The sequence below is a fragment of the Akkermansia muciniphila genome (assembly GCF_030848305.1).
GTDB classification, from domain to species: Bacteria; Verrucomicrobiota; Verrucomicrobiia; order Verrucomicrobiales; family Akkermansiaceae; genus Akkermansia; species Akkermansia muciniphila_A.
Map to the genome: position 1 here is coordinate 1,537,907 of NZ_CP114598.1, position 11,471 is coordinate 1,549,377.

At 59.2% G+C, this 11,471-nt stretch carries 12 protein-coding genes; 3 read left to right on the plus strand and 9 right to left on the minus strand.

What is annotated here, in order from left to right:
• Positions 1 to 26: 26 nt before the first annotated feature.
• From frr to O4G22_RS06665, 4 genes are all read right to left on the minus strand, one after another.
• Positions 27 to 593, minus strand: coding sequence for a ribosome recycling factor (gene frr / locus O4G22_RS06650; protein WP_012420357.1), 567 nt, complete (start codon positions 591 to 593; stop codon positions 27 to 29).
• Positions 594 to 643: 50 nt separating this feature from the next.
• A complete protein-coding gene (gene pyrH, locus O4G22_RS06655; RefSeq protein WP_094135444.1) occupies positions 644 to 1,369 on the minus strand; it encodes a UMP kinase in 726 nt (241 codons plus the stop codon).
• A 66-nt stretch (positions 1,370 to 1,435) separates the two neighbouring features.
• A complete protein-coding gene (locus O4G22_RS06660; protein ID WP_290489040.1) occupies positions 1,436 to 2,329 on the minus strand; it encodes a mechanosensitive ion channel family protein in 894 nt (297 codons plus the stop codon).
• Between the two features lie 260 nt (positions 2,330 to 2,589).
• Positions 2,590 to 3,216, minus strand: a complete 627-nt coding sequence (locus O4G22_RS06665) for a redoxin domain-containing protein (RefSeq protein ID WP_179218298.1) — start codon at positions 3,214 to 3,216, stop codon at positions 2,590 to 2,592.
• A gap of 131 nt (positions 3,217 to 3,347) precedes the next feature.
• On the opposite strand from O4G22_RS06665, the gene O4G22_RS06670 reads away from it, so the two are divergent.
• The 3 genes from O4G22_RS06670 (at position 3,348) to O4G22_RS06680 (ending at position 6,957) form a co-directional block, all read left to right on the plus strand.
• Positions 3,348 to 5,057, plus strand: a complete 1,710-nt coding sequence (locus tag O4G22_RS06670; RefSeq protein WP_297405645.1) for a hypothetical protein — start codon at positions 3,348 to 3,350, stop codon at positions 5,055 to 5,057.
• Positions 5,058 to 5,159: 102 nt separating this feature from the next.
• Positions 5,160 to 6,719, plus strand: coding sequence for a hypothetical protein (locus O4G22_RS06675; protein ID WP_306701320.1), 1,560 nt, complete (start codon positions 5,160 to 5,162; stop codon positions 6,717 to 6,719).
• A gap of 13 nt (positions 6,720 to 6,732) precedes the next feature.
• Positions 6,733 to 6,957: a hypothetical protein gene (locus O4G22_RS06680; RefSeq protein ID WP_102735285.1), complete on the plus strand. Its 225-nt coding sequence runs from the start codon at positions 6,733 to 6,735 to the stop codon at positions 6,955 to 6,957.
• 116 nt (positions 6,958 to 7,073) lie between these two features.
• Here the strand turns inward: O4G22_RS06680 and recR are convergent, their stop codons facing one another.
• The 5 genes from recR to dinB all read right to left on the minus strand — a co-directional run bounded on the left by recR (position 7,074) and on the right by dinB (position 11,455).
• The gene (recR, locus tag O4G22_RS06685) at positions 7,074 to 7,682 is read right to left on the minus strand and encodes a recombination mediator RecR (protein WP_306701321.1); all 609 of its coding nucleotides are present in this window, start codon (positions 7,680 to 7,682) and stop codon (positions 7,074 to 7,076) included.
• Positions 7,675 to 8,121: a hypothetical protein gene (locus tag O4G22_RS06690; RefSeq protein ID WP_306701322.1), complete on the minus strand. Its 447-nt coding sequence runs from the start codon at positions 8,119 to 8,121 to the stop codon at positions 7,675 to 7,677. Before O4G22_RS06690 ends, recR begins: the two co-directional genes overlap by 8 nt.
• A gap of 88 nt (positions 8,122 to 8,209) precedes the next feature.
• Positions 8,210 to 9,457, minus strand: coding sequence for a beta-ketoacyl-ACP synthase II (gene fabF / locus O4G22_RS06695; RefSeq protein WP_094135453.1), 1,248 nt, complete (start codon positions 9,455 to 9,457; stop codon positions 8,210 to 8,212).
• Between the two features lie 291 nt (positions 9,458 to 9,748).
• Positions 9,749 to 10,264 (minus strand): peptide-methionine (R)-S-oxide reductase, encoded by a 516-nt coding sequence (locus tag O4G22_RS06700; protein WP_256943514.1) that lies wholly within the window; start codon positions 10,262 to 10,264, stop codon positions 9,749 to 9,751.
• A gap of 111 nt (positions 10,265 to 10,375) precedes the next feature.
• The gene (gene dinB, locus O4G22_RS06705) at positions 10,376 to 11,455 is read right to left on the minus strand and encodes a DNA polymerase IV (protein WP_094135455.1); all 1,080 of its coding nucleotides are present in this window, start codon (positions 11,453 to 11,455) and stop codon (positions 10,376 to 10,378) included.
• Positions 11,456 to 11,471 lie beyond the last annotated feature (16 nt).

Below are 11,471 nucleotides of genomic sequence, written 5' to 3' on the forward strand. Positions count from 1 at the left end.
AATGGTTGGGGATGGGTGTTTCCGGTTTAGATGGTCATGATATCCTTTTCCTTGACGGCCACCAGCTCGTCAATCTCCTTCACGTATTTGTCCGTCAGCTTCTGGATTTGCGTTTCCAGGTCGCGCTGGCCGTCTTCCGTGACGATGTTTTCCGCCTTGAGCTTTTTGGCGGAATCCATGGCGGCCTTCCGGGCGCCGCGCACGCGTACGCGGGCTTCTTCCGCCTGGGATTTGACAAGCTTCACAAGGTCTTTGCGGCGTTCTTCCGTGAGGGCGGGAATGGGCAGGCGGATGGAGCGGCCTTCCACCAGGGGATTGAGGTTCAGCTTGCTTTCATTGATGGCGCGGCCAATGTCGTGAACGGTGCTCGGGTCAAAGGGCTGGATGAGAATGAGGCGGGGTTCCGGCGTGCTGATGACGGCCAGGCCCTTCAGCTTCATGACGGAGCCGTAGCTGGAGACATGCACGTCCAGGTTTTCCACGAGGCCGGGGGAGGCTTTGCCCGTGCGTACGCCGGAGAATTCCTGTTTGGCGAAGTCCACGGCCTTGAGCATGGATTCCTCCGTTTCCAATAATAATGTTTCTGCGTCCATGGTGATGGTAGGTGCTAAGTGTTTTTAGTGGGTTGAGAGGGAATGGGGGCTCAGCTGATGATGGTGCCGATCGGTTCCCCGAGAAGGGCGCGCGTGATGTTGCCCGGCGTGTGCATGTCGAATACGATGATGGGTTTTTTGTTGTCCATGCACAGGGTGAAGGCCGTGGAGTCCATCACTTTGAGCTGGCGTTCCAGGCATTCCTGATACGAGATGGTGTCAAATCGCTTGGCTCCGGAGACTTTTTTGGGGTCCGCATCATACACTCCGTCCACGGAGGTGGCCTTCATGACCACTTCCGCATTGATTTCGCTGGCGCGCAGGGCGGCCGTGGTGTCCGTGGAAAAGAACGGGTTGCCTGTGCCGGCGGCGAAGATGACGATTTTATTGTTGTCCAGATACGAGCGGGCCCTCAGGCGGATGAAGGATTCCGCGACGTTTTTCATTTCAATGGCGGACTGCACCACGCAGGGGACTCCCGCCCGTTCCAGCGCGCTTTGAAGGGCCAGGGCGTTCATCACGGTGGCGAGCATGCCCACGTAATCCGCCGTGGCGCGGTCCATGCCGCGCACGCTGGCTTTCGCCCCGCGCCAGAAATTGCCGCCGCCCACGACCAGGCCTATTTGGATGCCGGAGCGGTGCGCCTGGGCGATTTCTTCAGCAATGCGGGCGACGATTTCCGGGGAAATGTTGTCCATGCTGCCGGGGCTGCGCAAGGCTTCCCCGCTGAGTTTCAGGAGGATTCTTCGATAGGCGGGTGCAGATGTATCAGACATAGATGCGGATTTTACGCAGACAAGATTGAAATTTCACGGGGCAAAAAGAAAGCAAAAAGAGCTTCCTTATTGATTTTTCTCCGGAGGTCCGGAAATTTCCACCTTGATGGGGCTTCTGCTCTCCAGGCTGCAGGTAGGGAAGGGGAAGGAAATGCCTTCTTCCTCAAAGCGGCGCTTGATGTCATGGGCAAGCGTTTTCTTGCAGTCCAGGAAATTTTCTTTCTGGCACCAGGCGCCTACGGTAAAGCCCAGGGAAGAGTCCTGGAACCCTGAAAACGAGATGAGGGGCGCGGGGTCGTCCAGGCAGAATTTGTTTTGTTTGACTATTTCCCGGAGAACGTTCACGACATGCTCAATGTCGCAGTTATAGTCCACGCCCAGACTCAGGTCGCACCGGCGCGTGGAAAAACGGGTGATATTGCTGACCGGATTTTTGATGATTATTTCATTGGGAATGCGCACCATGGTATTGTTCGGCAGCCGGAGCTGGACGGACATCAGGTTGATGGAGTCCACGTTTCCGGTAATTCCATTCACTTCAATCATATCCCCCAGGTTAATCTGCTTTTCCCCTACCAGGAAGAGGCCGCTGATGATGTTGGACAGGGAGGTCTGGGAGGCGAAGCCTACGGCGACGCCGATGATGCTGGCCGCGCCCAGCAGGGTCAGGATATCGAACCCCATCAGGGCAAAGGCTTCCACGCCTATAATGATATAGCCGACGTTTTTGACGATTTTCACCGTCAGGCGGGAGGCCTGGGGCGACATTTTCAAAATAGTGATTTTTTTGAGCACCTGGCAGAGCAGTTTCAGGAGTATCCAGCTGATTACCAGCCATACCGCCACGTGCAGGATTTTGACTCCCGCGGACTGCACCATTTCCAGCTTGAGCCAGTCCGGCATGTTCAGGAAGTCCATGGTTTTTGTCCAGATGTCTTCTCTGGGGGATGCGTCTGCCATGATATTCATATGAAGGATGTAGCAAACGCTCCTGCCCGGCTCAAGGGGCGCGCGCGTATTCTGCCCGGTTTATGACAGTTCCTCCGGCAGTGGGAAAGGCGGGTTTTCCAGGCGCGGCGGCCGCAGAAATTCATCCCGCGGGAAGGGCGGCTGCCGCATGGCCGGATATGGCGCCTGATTGGGAAAAAGGGAAAGGCGGGGATGAAAAAAGGCCGTTCCCCGGAGGGGGGAGCGGCCTTGAAATATTGCCGGGGGCTGTTTTACTTGCTGAGGTAGGAGGCCACGCCTTCGTGGGACGGGGTCATGGCCGCGTCTCCCTTGTGCCAGCCAAGGGGGCAGACTTCCCCGTACAGTTCGAAGTGCTGGAGGGCGTCAACTACGCGGATGGCTTCATCAATGGAGCGTCCCAGCGGGAAGTCGTTGATGAGCTGGTGGCGGACGATGCCGTCCTTGTCAATCAGGAAGAGGCCGCGGTAGGCGATCAGTTCCCCGTTGACTTCCACATTGCCGTCTTCGTCAATTTCCTCATCGCCGGCCAGCACGCCGTAGTCGGCGGAAATGGTCTTGTTGATGTCGGAGACGATGGGGTAGGTCACGCCCTGGATGCCGCCCTGGCTGCGGGGGGTGTTGATCCAGGCCCAGTGGGAGAATTCGCTGTCCGTGGAGCAGCCGACGACGGCTACGTCACGCTTGTCGAATTCGCCCAGGGCTTCCTGGAAGCCGATCAGCTCGGTAGGGCACACGAAGGTGAAATCCTTCGGGTAGAAGAACAGGATTACGTATTTTTTGCCCTTGAACTGGTCAAGGCTGAAATCCGGTACGATGGTACCGTTTACAACTGCGTTTGCGCTGAAATGAGGTGCCGGTTTTCCTATGAGAAGCATGATTATTTTTTGGTTTGGTTCTAAAAGAATGATTCCAAAAAACGGACGAAAGTCAAGCGGCAATGATGCCTCATTCGTTCCAAACGAGCCTGTTTTCTCTTGAAAATGAAGCTTTTTTTGTCAGTATTCCCTCCATGTCATCCTCAAAGGCGCAACAAGATGAGTGGTCCGGAAAAATCGGCGTGATTCTCGCTGTGGCCGGCAGTGCCGTCGGGCTGGGAAATTTTCTGCGCTTTCCGGGGCTGGCCGCTCAATATGGAGGGGGCGCCTTCATGGTGGCTTACGGGCTCATGCTTGTTCTGGTGGGCGTGCCCGTGGCATGGGCGGAGTGGTCCATCGGGCGGCGCGGCGGCCAGATGGGCGCCCATTGCGCCCCCGGCGTGTTCTGGTACCTGACCAAAGGGTCCAGGCTGTGGAAGTTTCTGGGCGTGCTGGCGGTTCTGGGGCCTTCATCCGTGGCTTTTTACTACATGGTGGTGGAAGCGTGGTGCTGCGGCTATTTCTGGAAGATGCTCACCCGTCCGGAGGTTTTTGCCACGGCGGAGGGGACGGCGCAGACTTTTTTCAGTTTCACGGGCATGTACGGTGACGGGAACGCCCTGTTGTCGGACAACGGGCTGCTGTGGATCGTCGTCGGGGTTATTTTGCTGAATCTGGTAATTATTTACCGTGGCATCAGCAAGGGCATCGAAATGTTTTCGCGCTGGTTCATGCCGTTGCTGCTGTTGATTTCCCTGGTGCTGCTGGTGCGCATTTTGTGCATCGGCACGCCGGACCCTTCTTATCCGGACCGCAGCATCGAGCAGGGACTGGGGTATATGTGGAATCCCAGCAAGGTGCTGGTGGAGGAACTGGACCGGGACAGCGGGGACTGGAAGACGGTTTCCATGGTTTCAGCCTCCCAGGCGGGAGCCTTGGATGAAGCCGTGCGGCAGGTGGAGATGTCCGGCGGAACCCGGAGGCTGACTGAGGTGTCCTTGTGGGACGGTCTGAAAAATATTGAGCTTTGGATTGCGGCCGCCGGGCAGGTTTTCCTGAGCCTTTCCGTAGGGACGGGGCTGATTCTGACGTATGCCAGCTATGTCAAAAAGAAGGAGGATATTGCGTTGAGCGGCTTTTCGGCAGCCGCCTCCAATGAAGTGTGCGAGGTGGGCATTGCCGGTATGATGACGGTGCCTGCCGCCGTGGCGTTCCTGGGAGTGGCCGGAGCCGCCGGGCAGGGGACTTTTGCGCTGGGCTTCATGGTGCTTCCGCAGGCTTTTGCCAAGATGGGGGCCAGCGTGGTATTCGGCAGCCTGTTCTTCCTGCTTCTGACGGTGGCGGCGGTGACCAGCTCCATTTCCATGATGCAGGTGGGCTTGTCCTTTATTGAGGAATTCATGGGGTTGAAACGCAAGATGGCTGTGGTGGTGCAGGGCTTTTTTACGGCTACGGGCACGTTCATCGTTGCCTGGTACAGCGGCAACCTGCTGGCGATGGATACTTATGACTTCTTTCTGGGCACGCTGTGTTTCTTTGTGAGCGCCATGGTGATGATGATTCTTTTTTCCTGGAAGCTGGGGGTGGACCGGGGGTTGAAGGATTTGGAGGACAGTTCCGTCATCCGCATTCCCAGAATATACCGTTTCATCATGAAGTTTGTGACGCCTACGCTGTTGCTGGCGATTTTCCTGGCCTGGCTGGCGCAGAATATCTGGGTGAAGCAGGCCGCGCCCATTGAAGCGCTGGGGCGGGGAGAGCATGGGGCGGTCATTCCCATGGGGTTTCTGGCGGCTTATGCCCTGTTCCTGATTTTCATCACCATGGCGTCCGGAAGGCATAAGGTGTACCACGGTCCGCGATAGGCGCGGAAAGGCCTGCGCGGCTGCCCGTTTCCCGCAGTCTGAGGCAGGTTGTGAGGCAATCCGGAGGCTTGACCAGAGCCGGATTTGATATAGGCTGGAACCATGTCCAGAACAAGGAGGATACGCAGGAAAAAGCCCCGTGCAGGCAGCGTCTGGAAAAAGCTGCTGCTGTGGGGCGTGCTGGGGATGCTTGTTCTGGCTGCCGCTGCGGTGGCGGGGTCTTATCTGTATGTCAGGGCCTACTTGAAGAGCGATGGTTTTTTAGCCATGCTGGAACAGTCCGCCATTGATGATATGAATGTGGAGACAGCCAGGATAGCCCCTCTTGACTGGGACGGCTCCGGCATCCGGTGCGGCGGCGTAATGATGGAGGGGCATGAGTTGTTGACTTCCCTTCAGGCCAGGGACATTGAGACGGAATTCAGCCGCTGGGATTTGCTGAAGCGCGCTTTCGTCATGACCTCCGTCAATATTGCGGAGCTGAAGCTTCAGCTCGCCCCCGCGTCTTTCCGTTTCAGGGAAAAGCCGGAAGGGCCCAGAAGCTGGGCGGAAGAGAATATTCTGCCGGATACGTTCCGTCTGGAAAAAGGGAGCATTGATTCCCTGTCCATTTCCTATGGGGAGGCCGGCCGGCTGTATATTCTGGACGGGGCCCGCGTGGAGAGCGTCTATGACGCCGGTTCCAGCCAGTACAGGTTTGAAGTGCGGGGGGGAAAGCTGCTCCTTCCCTTCAGGGGATGTCCCGAATTTTCCCTGATGTCCGGCACGGCGCAGTTTAACCATGCCGGCAGGAGGGTGAACGTCCCGTCCTGCCGCCTGACTACGGACTCCGGCGGTTATCTGGACATCAAGGGGGACTGGAACGGCTCTTCCTCCTTCTGGACGGCGAATATGGTGGTGAACGGCGTCCCTGTCTCTTCCTTCCTGGAAGATCATTGGAAAAAGCATGTGCAGGGCAGCATGAGCGGCGGGATAGACCTGCGCGGCGGACAGGACGGCGTCACCCATGTGGCCGGGCTCGCCAGATTGCAGGGCGGCATGCTGACCGGCCTTCCCGTCCTGGACAGGCTGGCCCTGTTCTGCGGTTCTTCCAGATTCCGGAATCTTCCCCTGCATGAGGCGTCCGCCCAGTTCGTCTATCAGGAATCCGCCTGGCATATTTCCAATATTCTGGTGGAAAGCGAAAACCTGGTCAGGGTGGAAGGCTGGCTGGAAATCGGGAAAGGGGGGGCGCTGACCGGAAGGCTGCAGGTGGGGCTGAGGGCCGACGGCCTGTGGAAAGCTCTTCCGGGATTTTCCGATGTGTTTTCCGTGTCCCGCCAGGGAGCGGGAGGCAATCTGGCGTGGGCCAATGTGAATATCGGCGGGACGTTGGACAACCCGTCGGAGGACTTGTCCGCGCGGCTCATCAAGGCGGCGGGAAACCGCCTGACGGAAATAGGAATGGGCAAGGCGGCTGAAGTGGCGGACGTCGCGTCGCGGCTGCTGAACAGGGGAACCGGGAAAAACGGGGCAGGGGATGGTAAGGAACATCCTGGCCGCAAGTTCGGGATTCCCGCCGCGGACGAAGTTCCCGTCCCGGTTGTGCCGCAGTTGCAGGACGCTGCGGAAAAGGGGCTTAAAACAGGAAGTGACCTGATGAACGAATTAATGAATTGGTAACCCTTTTTTTCAGATGAAACCTTATCCCTGCCAAATGGTGCAGGCGGTCGCCGTTATCGTGGAGCGTATCGCGGATACGGCTTTCCGCGCCACCCTGCCTAATGGCAAGACCGCCGTGGCTTTTGTAGAAAAAAAGAACGCTTCCCTGAGGGAGCTGCTCAAGCCGGGCGACCGGGTGAACGTGACGATTTGCCCGGCGGATTTTGACCGCGCCCGAGTGGACGGACTGGCGGAATGAGGCGGTACGTTTTTCCCCTCATTATTGGGAGAAAGAGGCGTCGCGCTCGGCGCGGGCAGAACCGCTGTAAAGACGGAATGGTCCCGTGCCGGGATTGATGCGGAAAGGTCGTCCCTTTACAGCCGGGTGCGTCCTTCCAGAGCTTTCATCAGCGTCAGCGTGTCCGCGTGGCTGAGGCCGGAACCGGCAGGCAGCCCCTGGGCAGGGCGGGAAATCCTGCAATCCATTTCTTTGAGCAGATGGTGGAGGTAGGTGGCTGTTGCCTCCCCTTCCACGTCGGAGCCTGTTGCCAGAATGACTTCGCAGTCAGGCTGCCGGGAGACGCGTTCCACCAGGGATTGAATGTTGAGGTCTTCCGGCTCCACATCATCCAGTGGGGAAAGCTTGCCGCCCAGGCAGTGGTACAATCCGCGGTAGGCGCTGCTGCGTTCAATGGGGATGACGTCCGTGGCCTGTTCCACCACGCAGATGAGGCGGCTGTCCCGTTCTTCGTCCCGGCAGGCGGCGCAGGGTTCCCCTTCCGTGCTGAAGAATCCGCAGACGGGGCAGGGCGTGACGTGTTCCGCCGCCTGGCCGATGGTGAGGGCAATCGCCTCCGCTTCCCCCATGTGCCCCTGGAGCATCCACAGGGCCATGCGTTCCGCGCCGCGGATGCCGATGCCCGGAAGCTGTTTCAGGGCGGTGACCAGTTCAAGCACGGGAATGGGATAGTCCAGATTATTCATGAGCGGGAGGAGGTTCGGAATGATGCCGGGGGGGAGAGGGTGGCCAAAGGATGGCGAGCGCGCCCGCGCCCCCTGCGGAAAGCAGGCATGGGACGGCATTGAAGAAAAAGCCCCACAGCCCCAGCGCCGGGGTAAAGCAGGCCAGAAGCAGGAGGAAAGCGGCCAGAACGGCCGTTTTGCGGAGTGTTCCGCGGATGAGCAGCAAATCGTAAACGAGAGTCAGCGTCAACGCCATGCACAGCAGGAATCCCGTGCCGGGAGAAAGGGAGGGGGCGTCCGCGGGAAGCAGAAACGGGGCGGAGGCCATGGCTTCCTTCAGGCCCCGGGCCCAGACGGGAGTAATGCCCAGGGAGTAGAGCGCCACGATCAGGATAAGCCCGGCTACGGAGAACAGGGCCCAGCGCATGAGCAGAATGTCCTGGTGCGTTTTGGCGGGCATGGCTTTAAATGAAAAAAGCGGAAGCGCGATGGCTGCGGTGGCCGCAAACATCAGCGCTTCCGCCGGAGAAAGGAGAGGCCCGGAAGGGTCAGGCGAACCGTTTCACGATGACGGAGGAGTTATGCCCCCCGAAGCCGAAGGAGTTGCTCAGGACGGCATCCACCCTGGTTTCACGGGCCTTGTTGGGCACGCAGTCCAGGTCGCATTCCGGATCCTGGTTGTCCACGTTGATGGTGGGCGGGACGATGTTGTCCTGCATGGCCATCAGGCAGACGGCCAGTTCCACGCCGCCGGCGGCGCCCAGAAGGTGGCCGGTCATGGATTTGGTGGAGCTGATCAGCAGCCCGTTTTTGGCGTGGTCGCCGAAGACGGCCTTGAGGGCCTTGATTTCGCAGATGTCGCCCAGCGGGGTGGAGGTGCCGTGCGTGTTGACGTAGTCGATTTCTTCCGGCTTCATTCCCGCGTGTTCCAGAGCCATTTTCATGCAGCGGGCGGCGCCGCGGCCTTCCGGGTCTGGGGCGGTAAGGTGGTAGGCGTCCGCAGAGATGCCGTAGCCGACGAGCTCCCCGTAGATTTTCGCGCCGCGCTTCTGGGCGTGCTCCAGCGTTTCCAGAATGACAACGCCGGCGCCTTCTCCCATGACGAAGCCGTCGCGGTCCACGTCGTACGGGCGGGAGGCCCGCTGGGGTTCGTCATTGCGTGAGCTGAGGGCTTTCATGTTGCTGAACCCGGCCACGCCCGTGGGCAGGATGGTAGCTTCCGCCCCGCCGCAGACCATGACGTCGGCGTCGCCGAACTTCATGATGCGCCAGGCTTCCCCGATGTTGTGGTTGGAGGTGGCGCAGGCCGTGACGATAGACATGTTCGGACCGCCGAGGCCGTATTCCATGGAGATGAGGCCGGAGGCAATGTTGCTGATCATGTACGGAATCATGAAGGGGGACACGCGGGCCGGTCCCTTGGAAAGAAGCGTGGCATGCTGGCTTTCCAGCGTGCCGAGACCGCCGATGCCGCTGCCCACCATGACGCCGATGCGGGTTTTGTCCTCCGCGTCCAGATCCAGCCCGGAGTCCTTGAGGGCCATTCCGGCGGCGCCCATGGCAAAGTGCGTGAAGCGGTCCACGCGGCGGGCGTCCTTGGGCGTCTTGAAGTACGGAGCGGGATCGAAATCCTTGACTTCACCGGCGATTTTCGTGGAGTAGCCGGTAACATCCATGGACTTGATGGTGTCAATGCCGCTGCGGCCAGCCTTCATGGCTTCCCAGGTGGATGCGAGATCATTGCCCAGGGGGCTGATCACTCCGATGCCGGTGATAACAATTCTGCGGTCGGTCATAATAAGTGTGCGTGGTTGCAAATAATGCTTAAACCAGAATAGGCGACATTGCAGGAAAGTCAAGCTAATCCCCCCTCTTTCCCGGTGCGGTGGAAACAGGATGGGAGAAAGGCCGTATCCTGTTGCCGGCAAGGGATTTGCGGGTAAGGGTCTTCCCTGTTGCCTGCCGCGGCTCCGGGGCCGTGAGAGGATTTCAGGGTAAATTCCGCCGCGGCGTCCGTGTCCGGCAGGGCGTGGGACGGAGGCCTGCTTCCGGGGGCGGCGGACGGATATTTCTTCCGCCGAGCCCTTTTAACGGGGGACATCCGCCAACATCGGAAGAGGTGCGGCCCGGAATTCCAGGGAAAGGGAGTTGACGCAGTAGCGCGCATTCTTCGGCGTCAGGCGTTCGCCATTGAAAATATGCCCCAGATGGCCTCCGCAGCGGGCGCATGTGATCTCCGTGCGCCGCCCGTAGCCCGCATGGACGCTTGTGACGGCGTCCGGTAGGGAATCATCAAAACAGGGCCAGCCGCAACCGGCATCGAATTTGTCTTCCGACCGGAACAGGAGCGCACCGCATTTGCGGCAGGAATAGATGCCCGGCTCAAAGAAACTGACGAATTCCCCGGAGAAGGGCGGTTCCGTTCCCTGGTGTTCGATAATGCGTTTTTCCGTTTCCGTGAGGGGGCGGCGCGTTTGGGAAGGGCCGGGGTCGGGCACGTCCCGGGAGGCGGGAATTCCCCCATTCACGGCCATGACTCCAGCCACGCCTTCCGCAATCACTCCTATCCATGATGCCCAGTGTCTCCGCTCTTCCTGATTCATATGTGCTTATGACCGGGTTGGGGCGGATTTTGCTCATTCATGAATCAATATCTTGCGGATATCGCCGTTTTTGGGGGGAGTGTCCTGGAAATGCGGGAGTCTATGGAAGGGTTAATACTCCAGCTCCAGCCAGAGCTGTTCCCAGATGCCCTGCCGCTGTTCTTCCTGGGGATGGGAGACGGACAGCCCCAGAAGGCGGAATGTACGGTCTCCGGAATCCAGTTCTTCCATCAGGGTCCGCGCCAGGGGGAGGATGTCCTCCTTTTCCGTCAGCGTTTCCGGAACGGTCGTGCAGCGGGTCTTTTGGACAAAGTCCGGGAATTTAACCTTCAGGGTAAGGGTGTTTCCCCGGAAGCCGGCGCGCGCCAGGCGCCTTGCGAGTTCTTCCGCCAGCAGGGGGAGGTGCTGTTCCTGCGCTTCCTCCCTGGTGACGTTTTCCCGGTAGGTCTCTTCACAACCTACGGATTTGCGGATGCGGGAAGGTTCCACGGGGCGGTCGTCCACACCGCGGGCGAAGTTGTAGAAGAGGGCTCCTATCTTGCCGAAATGCCGCACCAGGAAGTCCTTGTCCCGTGCCCGGAGCTGTGCCCCGTTGGTGATGGAAAGAGCGCGCATGCGTTCGGCGGTGGCGCGGCCGACTCCCCAGAAAGCTTCAATGGGAAGGGCCGCGATGAATTTCTCCGCCCGGGATGGATGGATTGTGAACAGGCCGTCCGGCTTGCGGTAATCAGAGGCGATTTTTGCCAGGAATTTGTTGTAGGAAACGCCGGCGGAAGCCGTCAGGCGAAGTTCCTGGCGGATTTCCTTTTTAATCCTCCTCGCAATGTCGACGGCCAGCGGAATGCCCGGCTTGTTTTCCGTGACGTCCAGAAAGGCTTCATCCAGGGAGAGTGGTTCCACCAGGTCCGTATAACGGTGAAAGATGGCGTGTATCTGCGCGGAGACGGTCTTGTACACTTCCATGCGGTTGCGGGTGAAAATCAACTGGGGGCAAAGCTTGAGCGCCTTCATGGAGGGCATGGCGGAACGCACGCCGAAGCGGCGCGCTTCATAGCTGGCCGCCGCCACCACGCCGCGCATTTCCGGCCGGCCTACGGCGATAGGTTTGCCGCGGTATTCGGGATGGTCCCGCTGTTCGATGGACGCGTAAAAGGCATCCATATCCACATGGATGATTTTTCTCTGGTTCATGGGAGCGTTTCATGAT

What these genes read in the sequence shown, in the direction of transcription:
- frr (WP_012420357.1), bottom strand. Translation starts at nt 593, where the DNA reads ATGGACGCAGAAACATTATTATTGGAAACGGAGGAATCCATGCTCAAG.
- pyrH (WP_094135444.1), bottom strand. Translation starts at nt 1,369, where the DNA reads ATGTCTGATACATCTGCACCCGCCTATCGAAGAATCCTCCTGAAACTC.
- O4G22_RS06660 (WP_290489040.1), bottom strand. Translation starts at nt 2,329, where the DNA reads ATGGCAGACGCATCCCCCAGAGAAGACATCTGGACAAAAACCATGGAC.
- O4G22_RS06670 (WP_297405645.1), top strand. Translation starts at nt 3,348, where the DNA reads ATGTCATCCTCAAAGGCGCAACAAGATGAGTGGTCCGGAAAAATCGGC.
- O4G22_RS06675 (WP_306701320.1), top strand. Translation starts at nt 5,160, where the DNA reads ATGTCCAGAACAAGGAGGATACGCAGGAAAAAGCCCCGTGCAGGCAGC.
- O4G22_RS06680 (WP_102735285.1), top strand. Translation starts at nt 6,733, where the DNA reads ATGAAACCTTATCCCTGCCAAATGGTGCAGGCGGTCGCCGTTATCGTG.
- recR (WP_306701321.1), bottom strand. Translation starts at nt 7,682, where the DNA reads ATGAATAATCTGGACTATCCCATTCCCGTGCTTGAACTGGTCACCGCC.
- O4G22_RS06690 (WP_306701322.1), bottom strand. Translation starts at nt 8,121, where the DNA reads ATGCCCGCCAAAACGCACCAGGACATTCTGCTCATGCGCTGGGCCCTG.
- fabF (WP_094135453.1), bottom strand. Translation starts at nt 9,457, where the DNA reads ATGACCGACCGCAGAATTGTTATCACCGGCATCGGAGTGATCAGCCCC.
- O4G22_RS06700 (WP_256943514.1), bottom strand. Translation starts at nt 10,264, where the DNA reads ATGAATCAGGAAGAGCGGAGACACTGGGCATCATGGATAGGAGTGATT.
- dinB (WP_094135455.1), bottom strand. Translation starts at nt 11,455, where the DNA reads ATGAACCAGAGAAAAATCATCCATGTGGATATGGATGCCTTTTACGCG.